This is a genomic window from Promicromonospora vindobonensis (assembly GCF_042685865.1).
GTDB lineage: Bacteria > Actinomycetota > Actinomycetes > Actinomycetales > Cellulomonadaceae > Promicromonospora > Promicromonospora vindobonensis.
Genome location: NZ_JBHUOG010000001.1, coordinates 2,721,807 through 2,737,090 on the forward strand (window position 1 = coordinate 2,721,807; position 15,284 = coordinate 2,737,090).

A 15,284-nucleotide genomic window follows, 5' to 3' on the forward strand; every position below is an offset into this window, starting at 1 on the left:
GACGCGCGTTGACAGGGTTTGTGCCACAGCCCAGGATGGCGCCCAGGTCATGAGCGCCAGCGTCAAGCCCCGGCTCGCTGGCCGGCAACCCTCCTCCGCGGCGGGGTGCCCCGGGTGACGACCTGGCTGCGCGCACCCGCGCGCGGCAAGCGCGGGGGAACCTCCCCCAGGACGTGCTGGAGGACGCCATGTCTGCAACCACCACCCTTACCGCCACCGCCCGCACTGACGAGGTCACGGTGGCCGGCCTGGCCCCGCTGCGCCCCGTGGTCGGCGGTGGGACGTTCGTGCCGCTCGTGGACGGGACCAGGGTCTCCTACGCCAACCTCGACGTGGCCGCATCAGCCCCTGCGCTGCAGGCCGTGGCGGACCGGGTCACCCAGGTGCTCCCCCTGTACGCGAGCGTCCACCGCGGCGCGGGCTACCTCTCCCAGGTCAGCACCGCGCTCTACGAGACGGCGCGGCGCACCATCGGGGCCTTCGTCGGTGCCAGGGAGGACGACCTGACGATCGTCACCCGCAACACCACCGACTCGCTGAACCTCCTCGCCGGCTGCGTCCCCGCGCAGCCCGACGGCGAGCCCGGCCGGGTGCTGGTGCTCGACGTCGAGCATCACGCCAACCTGCTGCCGTGGCAGCGCGGCACGGACGCGACCGTGCTGACCGGCGGCGCAACGGTTGCCGAGACGCTCGCCCAGATCCGCGAGGAGCTGGCGGCCGCCGCCGCGCACCGGCAGTTCGCGCTCCTCGCCCTCACCGGCGCCTCCAACGTGACGGGGGAGTCGCTCCCCGTCGACGAGATCGTCGCCGTCGCCCACGAGTTCGGCGTCCGCGTGGTGCTCGACGGCGCCCAGCTCGTACCGCACCGGCGCATCTCCCTCGAGTCGACGGGCGTCGACTACCTCGCCTTCTCCGGGCACAAGACGTATGCCCCGTTCGGCGCGGGCGTGCTGGTGGGCCGTCGCGACTGGCTCGACGCAGGCACGCCCTACCTCGCGGGCGGCGGCGCCGTGCGGCGGGTGCGCGTCGCAGGCACCGACTGGCACGAGGGGCCCGCCCGCCACGAGGCCGGCTCGCCCAACGTGATCGGCGCCGTGGCGCTCGCCGCGGCGTGCGAGGAGCTCGCGGCGCTCGACGCCGCCGACGTCGTGGCGCACGAGAACGCGCTCCGGCGTCGGCTCGTGTCCGGGCTCGAGGCGATCGAGCGCGTCGAGGTGGTGCGGGTGTGGGCGGACGCCGTCGACCCCGTGGGCGTCGTGACCTTCACCGTGGCGGGCTACGACCCCGGTCTCGTGGCCGCGTACCTGTCCGCGGAGCACGGGATCGGTGTGCGCGACGGCCGCTTCTGCGCGCACCCGCTGCTCGGCCGCCTCGGGTTCGACGCCGGAGCGGTGCGCGCCTCGGTCGGCGTCGGCACCGCCGGTGAGGAGGTCGAGCGGCTCGTCGCCGCCGTCGGCCGCCTGGTGGCGGACGGCCCGCAGGCGGGATACGACGTCGTCGACGGGCTCTGGGTGGTGACGGACGACCCGCGCCCCGTCCCGGAGGGCTCCGGCCTCGCGGGGCTCCTGGCGACCGCGGCCCTGGGCTTCGACGAGGACTTCGGCTGCCTTCCGGACGAGGACTGACCCGTCACAGCGCGAGCGTCACGCAGATACCGCCCAGCGTCAGGTCGAGCCCGATGCACCACAGGGCCAGCGAGCGGTTGACCACGATGTCGCGGCGGTAGTGCACGAGGTCCCATCCCGCGTGTGCGGCCAGGGCGAGGCCGGCCAGGGCGAGGCCCACGCGGGGCTCCAGGTACAGCGCGACGGCCGCGACACCGAAGTAGCCGACCATCGCGGCGGCCTGAGGCCAGGTGGACCGCTTGCCGCGGGCCAGTCCCAGGCCGGCCAGCACGACGCCGACGAGGGCGAACCCGATCCAGCGCGGCGTGTCGACGAGCTCGGACACGACCGGGATCGCGGACGCCAGGAGGGCCAGGAGCCATCCCGTCCAGCGGATGCCGGTCGCCGCGGCGGCCAGGTAGCAGAGCGCGGCGACACCGACCGCCGTCGTCGGGTCCTCGGCGACGGCGTCGCGCCACGTCCCGCCGGTGGCCGCCGTGGCGCCGACCAGGAGCCCGAAACCCGTGAGGGCTCCGAGCACGATCCAGGCCGCGTTGGTGGGCCAGGTGCCGGTCCACCGGCTCGGCCGGGCTGGAGCTGCCGTCTCGAACACCTCGGTCATCGTCCCGCTCCTCTCGCCTCGTGATTCCGTACCCCCGAAGGGTATAAAACCACGGGCCCCAGGGACGTTCCGTGACTTTCGGCCCTGGCCGAACGAGGTGCCAGATCCTCGGGTCGCCCGCGTGCCCCGAGGGTCCGGCACGTCAGAGGGGGAAGGCGCGCCGACGCGGCAGAGCAGCCTCCAGCTGGGCCGCGAGGGCCAGCAGGGTGAGCTCCCCGCCCGGCCTGCCGATGATCTGCACGCCCATCGGCAGCCCGGCGGGGGCGTCCGCGGTCGGCTCGGTCCAGTGGGTCGGCACGGTGATCGCAGGCAGTCCCGCGACGTTGAGCATCGAGGTGAACGGCGTGTACTGGCACTGCTGCTCGAAGTTCCGCTCAGGGTCGTCGGCGTCGTACCAGCCGATGGGCCGGGGGGTGAGCGCGAGCGCCGGCGTCACGACCGCGTCGTACACGCTGACCTGGGCGACGAGCGAGCGCTCGTAGCCGTTGAGCGTGCGGACCGCCTCGGCGAGCTGCCGCGCGGGCACGGCGCGGCCCGACCGGATCAGCCACTGGGTCAGCGGCTCCAGCTTGCCGAGCGTCTCGGGGTCGTCGATCGGTACCGCCGACGCGCCGCCCATCCACAGGGTCCGGAACGCCGGTGCGTACTCGGGCGCAGCGGCCAGCTCCATCTCGTCCATCGAGTGCCCCAGCCCGGCCAGCGCCCGTACCCCCACGTCGAGCCCGGCCCTGGCTTCCGGCGACACGGTGATGGCGTAGAACTCGTCCCACGCCGACATGGTGGTCACCCCGATTCGCGCCGTGCCGCCGTCCGGCCCGCGCTCGCCCGTCCGCCGGTCGGGCAGCGTGGCGCTCTGTGCTGCCGCCAGGTAGGCGCCCGCCGCGTAGGACGGCGCGCGCAGCGAGAACGGGTGCGCGACGCCGCCACCGGCCCGCCTCGGGAGCATCGCCTCGAGGAGGAGGGCCGTGTCGGCGACGGTACGCGCGATCGGCCCGTTCACGACGAGCCCGCCCAGCGAGTCGACGCCGCTGCCCGCGGGCAGGAGCCCGCGCGTCGGCTTGAGACCGACCACCCCGCAGGCGGCGGCGGGGATGCGGACCGAGCCGCCGCCGTCGGACCCGGGGGCGAACGGCAGCATGCCTGCCGCCACCGCCGCGGCCGCGCCGCCGCTCGACCCTCCCGCACCACGAGTCAGGTCCCACGGCGTGCGGGCCGGCGGGGCGCCGACGGGCTCGGTGTAGGCGGGGAAGCCCAGCTCGGGCGCTGCCGTCTTGCCGAGGCTGACGATGCCGGCGGCGTCGAGGATCTCGACTATCTCGTCGCTCTCCTGCGCGGGCGGCAGGTCCGCGAACGCGCGCGATCCGAATCCGGTCGGCACGCCCGCACGGTTCCACAGGTCCTTGTCGCCCGTCGGCAGGCCCCAGAGGCTGCCCGCAGGGGGAGCGCCCTCCGCGCCGCCCCCGTCCCGCCCGAGGGCTGCCGCGCGTTCGCGCGCGCGCTCAGGGGTGACGGTGGCGAAGGCGCCGACGGCACCGTTGAGCCGCTCGACCCGGTCGAGGAAATGGTCGGTGACCTCGGCGGGCGAGAGCTCTCCGGCGGCGAGGAGGTCGCGGAGCTCGACGGCGGTCCGCTCATGCAGGGCATCCATCCGGCCAGGCTAGGCGGTCGGTTGCCAGTCCAGGGAAATGCCGCTTATGTCTCACCCGCTCTACAGCGGATCCATCCTGATTCACGAACAAGACAACCCGCGCCCGGCTACCTGACCTGCACATATGCGCCTTCTCTGGCTAATGGTGCGCTCAAGAAGCAATGCCACGCCGCGCAGAATGCGCTTCTCCGGCATATGTTCGTGGAGTGCTGGCACCTTTGTGCTGCGCCACCGTGGCGCAGCAGAGGTGACGAGAAAAGTCTCGAAGGGGGAGAGAACTATGCCATTCCTCAATGCAGGTCTTGTTGTGCCGATCCAGGTTGACTGGTTGGCGCCGCTCACGAACGCTCTTGGCGCGGTCGCGAGCTTCATCCCGAAGCTCCTCGTGTTCCTGATCGTTTTCCTCATCGGGTACTTCATCGCCAAGGCGATCGCCCGGTTCGTTGGGATGATCCTGACGCGTGTCGGCTTCAACAAGGTCCTCGAGAAGGCGGGCGCCAACCGGCTCCTCGCAGGTTCGGGTATCGAGCCGATCGCGCTGCTCACGAAGATCATCTACTACTTCATCCTGCTCATCGCACTTCAGCTCGCGCTGAGCGCGTTCGGTCCCACCAACCCGGTGAGCGCGATCGTCAACGACATCGTGGCGTGGCTGCCGAAGCTGGTTGTCGCGATCGTAATCGTCGTGATCGCAGGCGCCATCGCGAATGCGGTGAAGGACCTTCTCCTGAACTCCATGGGCCGGGCTTCCTACGGTCCTCTGCTCGCGAAGTCGGTGTCCTTCTTCATCATCGCGCTGGGTATTATCGCCGCCGTGAACCAGATCGGCATCGGCACCACCGTGACAATGCCCGTCCTCGTGGCATTCCTGGCCACTCTGGCCGGAATTCTGATCGTGGGTGTCGGCGGTGCGCTGATCGGGCCCATGCGGCCACGTGTCGAGAGCATGCTCGGCAACTTCTCGTCGGGCGGGGGCGCCGCTGCCACCCCCGTCGCGGAGCCTGGCACCGCCCCGGGGACCGTGCCCCGCACCGACCCGGGCGCGTCGGGTTCGTTCGCGCCGCCGCCGCGCGACATCTGACCGCCTGACCGGCCGCACGAACGACGCCGGGGCCGCACCGCCGACGAGGCGGTGCGACCCCGGCGTCGCGCTGTGCCTCCGGGCCGGTGGGTCGGTGGGCCGGTGGCTCGGAACAGGGCCGGCTAAGCCGTGCGGAGCAGTTCCTTGGCCGCGCCCAGCACGCCGATGAGCCGCTCCAGGTCGGGGTCGTCCTCCGTCGGCTGGAGCGCCACGGTGTCCACGCCGGCCGCGCCGTATCGGCGTACGCCGTCGGCGATCGCCTCCGCGTCGCCCCACAGGGCGTACTGCGCGAGAGCCGCGTCGTCGGCCACGTCAGTGCCCCAGGCGGTGAGCTCGGCCCGCAGGCGCGCGACGGCGTCAGGGCCGGTGCCGCCCGACACGAACTGGATCACGGGGAAGCTCACCTCGTCGCGGCCGGCGGCCGAACGGCCCTCGGCGAGCCGCTCGAGCACGGCAGGCAGCCCGGGCAGGCCGACGGAACCCTCGAGCACCACACCGTCGCCGACCTCGCCCGCCAGACGCAGCGACTTCGGCCCCGTGGCGGCGACCGGTACCGGTACGGGCCGTGCGGGCGGCCAGTCGAGCGCGACGTCGTCGAGGGACACGTACCGGCCCGACGTCGTCACGCGCTCCCCGGCGAGCAGCGTGCGCAACGCGGCCGAGTACTCCCGCATGAGCGTCAGCGGTGATGCCGCCTTGGCGCCCACCTGCGCCATCCATGGCTGCACGCCGTGCCCGATGCCCGGGACGAGCCGGCCCGGGAACATCCCGTCGACCGTCGCGATCTCCATGGCGGTGAGGGCGACGTTGCGCAGGGGTGTCGGGAGGACACCGATCCCCACGCGGACCCGGTCGGTGGCGGACAAGATCGCGCTCGCGGTGGAGATGCCGCCGGTCTGGAAGCAGTCCTCCCAGAGCCAGATCTCGTCGATCCCCGCTGCCTCGACGGCGCGAGCGAGCGGGATGATGCGTGACGGTGGAGTCGAGGGGCGGAGGATGCACGCCAGGCTGGTCATGGCGCTCACGCTGCCACGGAGTGGGCCGTCAGATCCAGCCCTTACGGGCAGCGTGCCAGCCCAGCTGGATGCGGGTCGATACCCCGGCCACGCCCATCAGCACCTTGACGCGGCGCTGCACGGTGCGCAGGGAGAGCCCGAGCTGGTTCGCCACCGACTGGTCCGTGAGACCGGCCAGCATGAGCGCGAGGATCCGGCTGTCCTCCTGGTCGAGGTCGGACGCGCCGGACCGTTCGCCCGGCCGGGCGAACGGGGTCGCGTCGCGCCACACGCTCTCGAACAGGGCGATCAGGGCGTCCAGCAGCCCGGACGGATGGATGATCAGCGCACCCACCAGGTCGGGCGCCAGGTCGGAGCCCTCGGTACCCACCTCGACGACGGTCTGGATCGGCACGAAGGCGAGCCTGTGGTCGATGATGAACAGCTTGATCGGCACCCGCTCGGAGAACCGCACGTCCTCGCCGTTCTCGATGGCTTCCGCGACGTCGTCCACCCGCAGCACGCCCGTGTCGAGGAACACGCGGTCCACGACGACGCGGTACCGCACGCCACGGGCGACGGCCTGGTCCTCCGCGGTGTTCTCGTCGGCGGGCATCACGAACACCGGCGGCTTGGTGAACGACTCGACCGTCTCGCGCGCGCCGAGCTGCAGCTGCATGATGCGGTGCTTCACCGCGTCGGCGCCGCGCACCACGTCGACGACGTCGGTGGCCGGCCGCAGCGCGGACGAGCGCCTGAACTCTTCCTCGAGCTCGATCAGCTCGACCTGTGCGGCGCGGATCTCGTCCTTGCGCCGCGCGAGCAGCGCCCCGAGCGCGATCTCGGGGGGAGCGGCCTGGAAGCGGGAGTCGTCGGCGCTCTGCCGGGCCGCGAGGCCGTGGCTCTCCAGCGCGCGGAGCACGTCCAGCGCATCGCCGGGATCGCACCCGAGCCGGCGGCCCAGCTCCGCCGCGTCGAGGGACGGTGACGCCACCAGGTCGCGGTACGCGAGCGACTGCGCCTTCGTCAGGCCGAGCACGTCACCGAGCATGGCTTCCTCCCGCAGGATGAGGTTGGCAGCGCTGGCGAGGATACGTGATTGATAGCCTCCGGCACGTGACCACCGAGGACGTGAGCTTCCCCGCCGAGAACGGCGAACCCGTCGCGGGCCGCTGGTTCCTGCCGGAGGGTGAGCCGGTGGGCGTCGTGGCGATCGCGCCGGCGATGGCCATGCCCATGCGGTTCTACCGACACCTCGCGGCCTGGCTGGCGGACCGTGGCCTCGCGGTGCTCACCTTCTCGTACCGCGGCTCGGAGCCCGAGCTGTACGGCCCGATGCGGGACTCCGCAGCGACCGCCCTGGACTGGTACCACGACGCCGAGGTGGCTGCCGGTCACGCCCGCGCGCGGGCGGACGTCCTCGGCGTCCCTCTCAGCTGGGTGGGCCACTCGTTCGGCGGCCAGAGCCTGGGCTTCCTGTCCGACGTCGGGGTGGACGCCTGCGTCATGGTGGCCTCAGGGACCGGGTGGCGGGGCAAGGCCGCGCCGATGATCAAGCGCTGGTCGCCGCTCCTGTGGCGGGCCATCGCGCCAGTGGCGATCGCCGCCGTCGGCTACTACCCGGGCCGCAGGCTCCGGATCCTGGACGACCTGCCGGGCGGTGTCATGCGGCAGTGGGGACGCTGGTGCCTGCACCGGGACTACCTGTTCAGCGAGCACCCCGAGCTGCGGGACCGCTTCGCGAAGGTGCAGACGCCGGTCACGGCGTTCTGGACCGCCGACGACGAGCTGATCTCCCCGGAGTCCATCCGGTACTGGAGCAAGGAGTTCCCGAACGCGGACGTCGAGCTCGTCGAGATGCGCGCCGCCGACCACGGCCTCGCCCGCATCGGGCACTCAGGCTTCTTCCGCCCGAAGCGCGCGATCCTCTGGGAGCAGCTCCTGCTCCCCCGCCTGGCCACCGCCACCCCCGCGAGGTAGGACGCCGCCGAGGGTGAGTACACGTCTGCGGGGTGTGTTGCTCTGCGTAGACATGATCTACGCAGAGCGACACACCCCGCAGGCATAGGCGTGTCCATGCCGGACGCCGGGGCCTCAGAGGGGCGTCAGAGGGGCGTGACCGTGCCCCGGAAGTGGCGGGTGTCCTTGCCGGACCGCCAGCCTTCGTACACGAACCCGCTGGTCGACCCGCCACCGTTGGTCGAGCCTGGCGAGACCACCTCCGGCGCGTAGCGGATCGCCACGTCGACCGTCCCCGGCAGCAGCACCGGCCTGAAGAACTCGACGGTCCACTCGTACCGCTCGCCCCGGCGGGCCGGACCCACCTCGGCGAGCGCGCGCGCCGCGGTGTACATGCCGTGCGCGATCGCCCTCGGGTACCCGAACGCCTTGGCGCCGAGGCCCGACGTGTGGATCGGGTTCTGGTCGCCCGACACCGCGCCGTAGGCCCGTCCCGTCCCGCCACCGAGCCGCCAGCGTGCGGTCGGCAGGGGAGCCGTCCACTCCGTGCGCGGGGTGTCGACGGCGGGCGCACCGCCGTCGGGCGCCGTGAAGCCCTTGGCGAGGTATGTCGACACTCCCCGGTAGACGAGCTCGCCGCCGCCCAGCACCTCCACGACGAGGTCCACCTGGACCCCGCGGCGGTGCGCACGGGCGTCCTGCGCCCAGGCCCGTATCTCAAGGGTCTCGCCCAGCCGCACCGGCCGGAGCACGCGCGCCGTGTTCTTCAGGTGCACCATGCCCAGCAGCGGCAGCGGGAAGTCCCCGCGCACCATCACCGCCGTTGCCACAGGGAACGCGAGCACGTGCAGGAATCCGGCGGGCAGCACCTCTGACGCCGGCTCACCCAGCAGACGGAGGTACGCCGCCAGGTGCGCCGCCTCGCCAGAGGTGTCGACGTCCGCCACCTGATAGGCGACCTCCGGCAACCGGACGGCGCCCTTCGGCCGCTTGCCGACGGAGCCGGCGGTGCCCTTGGCGAACAGCCCGCCGAGCCTCGGCAGCCGGGCCAGCTCGGTCACGCCGTACGACGCCGGTGCTCCCGCCTTGGTCAGTGCGCTTCCCGTCACTTGCCCACCATCGACTGCCCGCAGACGCGAAGGACCTGCCCGTTCACGCCCTTCGCCACCGGTGACGAGAGGAACGCGATCGCCTCGGCGACGTCGAGCGGCAGCCCGCCCTGCTGGAGCGACGGGATGACCCGCCGCGCCACCTCGCGCGTGGCGAACGGGATCGACCTGGTCATCTCGGTCTCGATGAAGCCTGGCGCCACCGCGTTCGCGGTGCCCCCCAGCTCCGCCACGAGCGGCGCGGTGGCGGCCGTGTGGCCGATCACGCCGGACTTCGAGTACGCGTAGTTGGTCTGGCCCTTGTTGCCGGCGATACCCGACGTCGAGGCCAGCGACACGATGCGCAGCCCCTCGACCCCCGCGGCCAGCAGCTGCTCGTTGATGCGCAGCTGGGCGGCGAGGTTCACCGCGATGACGGAGTCCCACTGGGCGGGCTTCATGTTCGCGAGCAGCTTGTCCCGCAGGATGCCCGCGTTGTGCACCAGGACGTCGATCCCGCCCAGATGCCTGGTGGCCTCGAGGATCTTGGTGCCGGCGTCGTCGGCCGTCACGTCGAGCTGCACGGCCGTGCCCTTGACCTCGTTCGCGACGGCGGCCAGCGACTCGCCGGCGGCGGGCACGTCCACGACCACGACCTTGGCTCCGTCCCTGGCGAGGGTGCGCGCGATCGCCGCACCGATGCCGCGCGCGGCACCGGTCACGACGGCGACCTTGCCGGCGAGCGGCTGCTGCCAGTCGACGTCGCCCAGGGGGTCCGACGGGCCGACGGGCAGTACCTGGCCGTCGACGTACGCCGACTTCGCGGACAGGAAGAAGCGCAGCGTGCCCAGCGCGGAGGCCGAGTCGACGGCCGCACCACCGGTCAGCTGCACGCCGTTCGCCGTGGCGCCGCCCCGCAGCTCCTTGCCGAGCGAGCGCGTGAAGCCCTCGAAGCCGGCCCGGGTCGCGGCGAGTGCGGGTGCGTCGCCGTCCGCCGGCGCACGGGAGACGACGACGACGCGGCCGTTGCCGGCGAGCTTGCGCAGCGTGCCGCCGAGCGCCAGCACGGCAGCCGAGACTGCCTCCGGGGCCTCTGCTGCCGTGCCCACCAGCACGACGCCGCCCCAGCGGACGTCACCGGCGCCGTCGGCGGAACGGCGCACGTCGACGTCCCAGGCGAGGAGGGCCTTGGCGAGCGCGTCCGCGTCGTTGGCCGAGGCGTCGTCGGACACGACGAGCACGGGGCCCACCGTCAGCGGTGCGCCAGGGGCGTAGCGGCGCAGTACTGCCGGCCGGGGGAGGTTGAGCTGCTTCGCCAGCTTCTTCCCGAGCTCGCCGTTCACGAACCTGGTGTAGTTGTCAGCCACGGATTTCCTTCCGATCTGGGGGAGGGTGTCGGTCGTTCCGTTGCGCTCTGGGCTCAGGCTCCATCTTCTGCCGCCTGAGCCCGGCGCTGCACTGCGGGCGAGTGCCTCGTTCCTCGGCCCTCACCCTCCGTTGCGCTCTGGGCTCAGGCGGACTCGACGACGGCGACGGCACCCAAGCCACCGGCGGCGCAGACCGAGATCAGCGCCCGTGCCGGACGGCCGGTCTCCGCTGCCTTCGCCGCCACCAGCTTCGCGGCGGTCGCGATGATTCGCCCGCCGGTCGCGGCGAACGGGTGGCCGGCGGCGAGCGAGGAGCCGTTCACGTTGAGCCTGCTGCGGTCGATCTTGCCGAGCGCGCCGTCGAGCCCGAGCTCGGTGCGGCAGTACTCCTCGTCCTCCCACGCCGCGAGCGTGGTCAGCACGGTCGAGGCGAACGCCTCGTGGATCTCGAAGAAGTCGATGTCGTCGAGGGTGAGGTCGTTGCGGGCCAGCAGCCGCGGCACCGCGGCGGCCGGTGCCATGAGCAGCCCTTCGTGGCCGTGCACGAAGTCGACGGCCGCCGTCTCGGCGTCCACGAACTTCGCGAGGACCGGCAGGTCGCGCTCCTCGGCCCAGGCGCGGGAGGAGAACAGGACGGCGGAGGCGCCGTCGGTCAGCGGCGTGGAGTTGCCCGCCGTCATCGTGGCCGGCTGACCGAGCCCTGCGCCGAAGACCGGCTTGAGCTTCGCGAGCTTCTCCAGCGACGTGTCGGGGCGCAGGTTGTCGTCGCGGGTCAGGCCCTTGAACGGGGTGACCAGGTCGTCGAAGAAGCCGGACTCCCAGGCGCGGGCGAGGTTCTGGTGCGAGTTGTACGCGATCTCGTCCTGGGCCTCGCGCGAGATGCCCCACTTGGCAGTGGTGATCGCCTGGTGCTCGCCCATGGAGAGGTGGGTGCGCGGCTCACCGGTGCCGGGCGCTACCGGGGCCAGGTCCTTGGGTCGGATCGCCGACAGCGCCTTGAGCTTCGCGCCGGTCGTCTTCGCATGGTTGAGCTCGAGCAGGGCGGCGCGCAGCCGGTCGCTGACGACGATCGGCGCGTCCGACACGGTGTCCGTGCCGCCGGCGATCGCGGACTCGATCTGGCCCAGCTTGATCTTGTTGGTCACCGCGATGGCGGCCTCGAGGCCCGTTGCGCAGGCCTGCTGCACGTCGTAGGCAGGGGTGGTGGGCGCGAGGGAGGAGCCGAGCACCGACTCGCGGATCAGGTTGAAGTTCTTGCTGTGCTTGAGCACCGCGCCGCCCGCTACCTCGCCCAGGCGTTCGCCCTGCAGGCCGAACCGGGCGACGAGGCCCTCCAGCGCTGTGGTGAACATGTCCTGGTTGCTGGTCCGGACGTACTTCTTGCCGGCGCGGGAGAACGGGATGCGGTTGCCGCCGATGATGACGGCCTCGCGCGTGGACGGGACGGGGGAGGGTGTAGTGGACACGTCGCTGTTCCTTCTCACTTCGTCGTCGGGCAGGTGGCTTCGTCGGTCGAGCCTCTCGAGGCTGACCTCTCGAGGCCGACAAGGGCGGCGGCCCGGATCGCCCCGGGGTGGTGCCCAGGACTCACAGTACCTGATACTCTCAGTCTCGTGAGACGAATCACAAGACCTCTAGCGAGTCAAGGTGGGGAGGCGGAGCGATGAGCATCGGAGTCGACGGTCGTTCGACCCGCTGGGACGACCACCGCACCGCCCGTCGGGCAGAGCTCGTCCGTGCGGCGCGCAAGGCCGTGCACCGCCTTGGGCCTGCGGTCTCGATGGACGAGATCGCCGCTGCGGCCGGTACGTCCAAGTCCATCGTCTACCGGTACTTCGACGACAAGGCGGGCCTGCGGCTCGCCGTCGCGGAGACCGTGGTGATGCAGATGCACGACGCGCTGCGCGCCGCCGCGCAGCGCGCGGACAGCCCTGAGATGGCATTGCGCGAGATGGTGCGGGTCTACCTCGAGATGATCGAGAGCTCGCCCAACGTGTACTGGTTCGTCACCCGGACCGCCATCGGCGGCAACGAGCCCGCCCCGATCGAGAGCGGCCGTCGTGGCCGGCGGGTCACGGCCGCTGAGGACACCACCGACGCCGCCGTGCCGACCACACCCGTGGACCTGCACCCGCTCGGTGCGTACCTCGACTCGGTGATCGAGCTCGTCGCCGAGCCGTTCGCGCGAGCCACCGACGTGCCGCAGGCCGACGCCGCCGCCTGGGCTGCCGGTGCCGTTGGCTTCGTGCGCGGCTCCGGCGAGTGGTGGCTCGGCCACCGCAACACCGAGGCCAGACCCCTCACCCGTGAGGAGCTGACCGAGCGCGTGACGCTCTGGCTCTGGACCGGACCGGTCGGCGTACTGCACCACAACCGCCCCGGCTCCGCGTCCGTGACCGCCTGACCTGACCCACCCTCCCGACACCCAGCACCTGGCCCACCGGCCGAACACCGAGGAGAACCGATGACGACCACCTCCGAGCCCGTGACCACTTCCACGGCCACCGAGGGCGCTGTGCCACAGCCCGTGGCGCCCCGTCCGACGTCGGGCAGCCGTGTGGACGTACCCGCTCTGCAGCAGATGCTGCTCGGCCGCTGGTCGGAGGAGCGCGCAGAGGCGCGCCGCATGGTGGCGGCGCACCCCGAGCTCTGGAAGCAGGAGGGGATCACCAAGGAGGAGCACCGCGAGATCGCTCTCGCCCAGATGCGGCAGATGGTGCCCTTCGGCCAGGTCCTGCGGGCCTTCCCCGAGCGGCTCGGGGGCGGCGGCCAGGCAGGCGGCGCCAACCTGGTGGGCTTCGAGGAGCTCGTCGCCGCCGACCCGTCGCTGCAGATCAAGGCAGGCGTGCAGTGGGGTCTGTTCGGTGCAGCGATCCTCCACCTCGGCACAGAGGAGCAGCAGGACCGCCTGCTCCCCGGGGCGATGGACCTGAGCGTCCCTGGCGCGTTCGCGATGACCGAGACGGGGCACGGCTCGGACGTCGCCTCCATCGGCACGACCGCGACGTACGACCCGGACACCGAGGAGTTCGTCATCAACACCCCGTTCCGCGGGGCGTGGAAGCAGTACCTCGGCAACGCGGCGCGCCACGGCGTGGCCGCGACGGTGTTCGCGCAGCTCATCACCAACGGCGTCGACCACGGCGTGCACTGCTTCTACGTGCCGATCCGCGACCCGGAGACCATGGAGTTCCTGCCGGGTATCGGTGGCGAGGACGACGGTCAGAAGGGCGGCCTGAACGGCATCGACAACGGCAAGCTGCACTTCACGGACGTGCGCGTGCCGCGACAGGACCTCCTCGCCCGCTACGGCCAGGTGGCGCCGGACGGCACCTACACCTCCTCGATCGACAGCCCGGGCCGCCGCTTCTTCACCATGCTGGGCGCCCTGGTCCAGGGCCGGGTCTCGCTCGACGGCGCGGCGATCACCGCCGCGAAGATCGGCCTCGCGATCGCTACGAAGTACGCCGAGCAGCGGCGCCAGTTCTCGCCGGCCGCCGGTGCCGACGAGCTGACGCTGCTCGACTACGCGACGCACCGCCGCCGCCTTTTCCCCCGCATCGCGGAGGCGTACGCGATGCACTTCGCGCACGACGAGCTGCTCGACCTGTTCGACGCGGTGTTCTCGGGCCGCGAGGACACCCCGGCCATGCGCGAGGACCTCGAGACGACGGCGGCAGCCCTCAAGGCGACCTCCACCTGGTACTCGCTCGACACCCTGCAGGAGTGCAGGGAGGCGTGCGGCGGCGCCGGCTTCCTCGCGGAGAACCGCTTCACCGGCCTGCGCGCGGACCTCGACGTCTACGCGACGTTCGAGGGCGACAACCACGTGCTCCTGCAGCTCGCGGCCAAGCGCCTGGTGGGTGACTACGGGAAGAAGATGGCCCGGGCGGCCAAGTCCCCCGCCGGCGTCGCGGGCATCGTCGCGGAGCAGGCAAAGGACGCTCTGCTGCACAGGATCCCGCTGAAGCGGCTCGGCCAGACGGTGGCCGACGGCGCCGGCACGCGCGCAGCGGGTCGGCTGCTGGACGCCGACGTGCAGCGTGAGCTGATCGCCGGCCGCTACGAGGGCATGGTCGCGGCCACCGCGCTGGGCATGCGCCCGGCGCTCAAGGCGGACTCGATCCGTGCGCAGGAGATCTTCGACGACAACCAGGTGCGCCTCATCGGGTCCGCGGCGGCGTGGGCAGAGCTGGTGCGCTGGGACGCGTTCACGAAGGCCATCGGCACGATGCCCCACGCCGGTACGCGCAAGATGCTGACCCTGCTCCGCGACATCTACGGCCTCACCACCATCGAGCGTCACCTCGACTGGCACCTGACCAACGGCCGCATCTCGGCAGGGCGCGCGAAGGCCGTCGCGTCGACGATCGACCAGCTCCTCAAGGAGCTGCGCCCGGACGTGCTCGACGTCGTCGACGGCTGGGGCTTCAGCCAGGAGCACCTGCGTGCCCCGATCGCCGACGGCTCGGAGAAGGTGCGCCAGGACGAGGCGCGCGCCTACTACCGCGAGCTCCGCGCGAGCGGTACGGCACCGGTCAGCGAGAAGGAGCTGCGCAAGCAGCAGGCGAAGTCGGCCTGACGGCACCGGTCACGCGGCGTCGGGCACCGCGGCGACGACGGGGACGGGGAGCTGCTGCACGGGAGCCGGTACGGGCTCGTCGGCAGACTCCTCGTTCTCGACGGGACGTGCGAGCGGTCCACCGAGCGTCACGGGCGCGCCTGGCTCCGCCACCGGTTCAGGGGTTGCCCGCACGACAAGAAAAATGCCCGCCAGTCCGAGGAGGACGGCGAGCACGGTGAGTGGTAGGAGCTGGTAAGCCACTGTGAATCCGAGCAGTGCGCCGCAACCGACGGCGATGATGGATCCAAGAACAAGTACACGGGTCATCAGGAGCCTCCCTGCCAAGGTATCTCCGA

General features: G+C 72.0%; 13 protein-coding genes and 1 riboswitch. Of the genes, 5 read left to right on the plus strand and 8 right to left on the minus strand.

Features of this window, described 5'->3' with window-relative positions; all coding sequences use genetic code 11:
* Positions 1–45 precede the first annotated feature (45 nt).
* Positions 46–158: riboswitch (SAM riboswitch) on the plus strand.
* Between the two features lie 30 nt (positions 159–188).
* Entirely contained in the window at positions 189–1,625 is a 1,437-nt protein-coding gene (locus tag ACFS27_RS12245) for an aminotransferase class V-fold PLP-dependent enzyme (RefSeq protein WP_377183291.1), read from the plus strand.
* A gap of 4 nt (positions 1,626–1,629) precedes the next feature.
* Here the strand turns inward: ACFS27_RS12245 and ACFS27_RS12250 are convergent, their stop codons facing one another.
* Entirely contained in the window at positions 1,630–2,226 is a 597-nt protein-coding gene (locus tag ACFS27_RS12250) for a hypothetical protein (RefSeq protein WP_377183293.1), read from the minus strand.
* A gap of 142 nt (positions 2,227–2,368) precedes the next feature.
* Complete coding sequence (locus ACFS27_RS12255; RefSeq protein WP_377183295.1) at positions 2,369–3,874, minus strand: amidase; 1,506 nt, start codon at positions 3,872–3,874, stop codon at positions 2,369–2,371.
* Positions 3,875–4,052: 178 nt separating this feature from the next.
* Here ACFS27_RS12255 and ACFS27_RS12260 point away from each other — a divergent pair, with 178 nt between their 5' ends.
* On the plus strand, positions 4,053–4,955 hold the full coding sequence (locus ACFS27_RS12260; protein ID WP_377183297.1) for a mechanosensitive ion channel family protein: 903 nt from the start codon (positions 4,053–4,055) through the stop codon (positions 4,953–4,955).
* 122 nt (positions 4,956–5,077) lie between these two features.
* Here the strand turns inward: ACFS27_RS12260 and ACFS27_RS12265 are convergent, their stop codons facing one another.
* Both ACFS27_RS12265 and ACFS27_RS12270 read right to left on the minus strand, forming a co-directional pair.
* Positions 5,078–5,971 (minus strand): LLM class flavin-dependent oxidoreductase, encoded by an 894-nt coding sequence (locus ACFS27_RS12265; protein ID WP_377183299.1) that lies wholly within the window; start codon positions 5,969–5,971, stop codon positions 5,078–5,080.
* Between the two features lie 28 nt (positions 5,972–5,999).
* Positions 6,000–7,001, minus strand: a complete 1,002-nt coding sequence (locus ACFS27_RS12270; RefSeq protein ID WP_377183301.1) for a helix-turn-helix domain-containing protein — start codon at positions 6,999–7,001, stop codon at positions 6,000–6,002.
* Between the two features lie 65 nt (positions 7,002–7,066).
* Here ACFS27_RS12270 and ACFS27_RS12275 point away from each other — a divergent pair, with 65 nt between their 5' ends.
* A complete protein-coding gene (locus ACFS27_RS12275; RefSeq protein WP_377183303.1) occupies positions 7,067–7,930 on the plus strand; it encodes an alpha/beta hydrolase family protein in 864 nt (287 codons plus the stop codon).
* A gap of 125 nt (positions 7,931–8,055) precedes the next feature.
* Here the strand turns inward: ACFS27_RS12275 and ACFS27_RS12280 are convergent, their stop codons facing one another.
* The 3 genes from ACFS27_RS12280 to ACFS27_RS12290 all read right to left on the minus strand — a co-directional run bounded on the left by ACFS27_RS12280 (position 8,056) and on the right by ACFS27_RS12290 (position 11,830).
* Positions 8,056–9,018 carry a MaoC/PaaZ C-terminal domain-containing protein gene (locus ACFS27_RS12280; protein WP_377183305.1) on the minus strand — a complete coding sequence of 321 codons (963 nt, stop codon included), beginning with the start codon at positions 9,016–9,018 and terminating at the stop codon, positions 8,056–8,058.
* Positions 9,015–10,364, minus strand: coding sequence for a 3-oxoacyl-ACP reductase (locus ACFS27_RS12285; protein ID WP_377183307.1), 1,350 nt, complete (start codon positions 10,362–10,364; stop codon positions 9,015–9,017). The genes ACFS27_RS12280 and ACFS27_RS12285 overlap by 4 nt, the downstream gene beginning before the upstream one ends.
* A 143-nt stretch (positions 10,365–10,507) precedes the next feature.
* The gene (locus ACFS27_RS12290) at positions 10,508–11,830 is read right to left on the minus strand and encodes an acetyl-CoA C-acetyltransferase (protein ID WP_377183309.1); all 1,323 of its coding nucleotides are present in this window, start codon (positions 11,828–11,830) and stop codon (positions 10,508–10,510) included.
* A gap of 197 nt (positions 11,831–12,027) precedes the next feature.
* On the opposite strand from ACFS27_RS12290, the gene ACFS27_RS12295 reads away from it, so the two are divergent.
* Together ACFS27_RS12295 and ACFS27_RS12300 are read left to right on the plus strand one after the other, a co-directional pair.
* Positions 12,028–12,768 (plus strand): TetR/AcrR family transcriptional regulator, encoded by a 741-nt coding sequence (locus tag ACFS27_RS12295; RefSeq protein WP_377183311.1) that lies wholly within the window; start codon positions 12,028–12,030, stop codon positions 12,766–12,768.
* 60 nt (positions 12,769–12,828) lie between these two features.
* On the plus strand, positions 12,829–14,946 hold the full coding sequence (locus ACFS27_RS12300) for an acyl-CoA dehydrogenase family protein (RefSeq protein WP_377183313.1): 2,118 nt from the start codon (positions 12,829–12,831) through the stop codon (positions 14,944–14,946).
* 9 nt (positions 14,947–14,955) lie between these two features.
* On the opposite strand, the gene ACFS27_RS12305 is transcribed toward ACFS27_RS12300, so the two are convergent.
* Positions 14,956–15,255: a hypothetical protein gene (locus tag ACFS27_RS12305; RefSeq protein WP_377183315.1), complete on the minus strand. Its 300-nt coding sequence runs from the start codon at positions 15,253–15,255 to the stop codon at positions 14,956–14,958.
* Between the last annotated feature and the right edge of the window lie 29 nt (positions 15,256–15,284).

Bases quoted from the DNA above. Each gene is read 5' to 3' on its own strand.
- ACFS27_RS12270 (WP_377183301.1), bottom strand. From the start codon at position 7,001: ATGCTCGGTGACGTGCTCGGCCTGACGAAGGCGCAGTCGCTCGCGTAC.
- ACFS27_RS12250 (WP_377183293.1), bottom strand. From the start codon at position 2,226: ATGACCGAGGTGTTCGAGACGGCAGCTCCAGCCCGGCCGAGCCGGTGG.
- ACFS27_RS12255 (WP_377183295.1), bottom strand. From the start codon at position 3,874: ATGGATGCCCTGCATGAGCGGACCGCCGTCGAGCTCCGCGACCTCCTC.
- ACFS27_RS12300 (WP_377183313.1), top strand. From the start codon at position 12,829: ATGACGACCACCTCCGAGCCCGTGACCACTTCCACGGCCACCGAGGGC.
- ACFS27_RS12260 (WP_377183297.1), top strand. From the start codon at position 4,053: ATGCGCTTCTCCGGCATATGTTCGTGGAGTGCTGGCACCTTTGTGCTG.
- ACFS27_RS12305 (WP_377183315.1), bottom strand. From the start codon at position 15,255: ATGACCCGTGTACTTGTTCTTGGATCCATCATCGCCGTCGGTTGCGGC.
- ACFS27_RS12295 (WP_377183311.1), top strand. From the start codon at position 12,028: ATGAGCATCGGAGTCGACGGTCGTTCGACCCGCTGGGACGACCACCGC.
- ACFS27_RS12265 (WP_377183299.1), bottom strand. From the start codon at position 5,971: ATGACCAGCCTGGCGTGCATCCTCCGCCCCTCGACTCCACCGTCACGC.
- ACFS27_RS12245 (WP_377183291.1), top strand. From the start codon at position 189: ATGTCTGCAACCACCACCCTTACCGCCACCGCCCGCACTGACGAGGTC.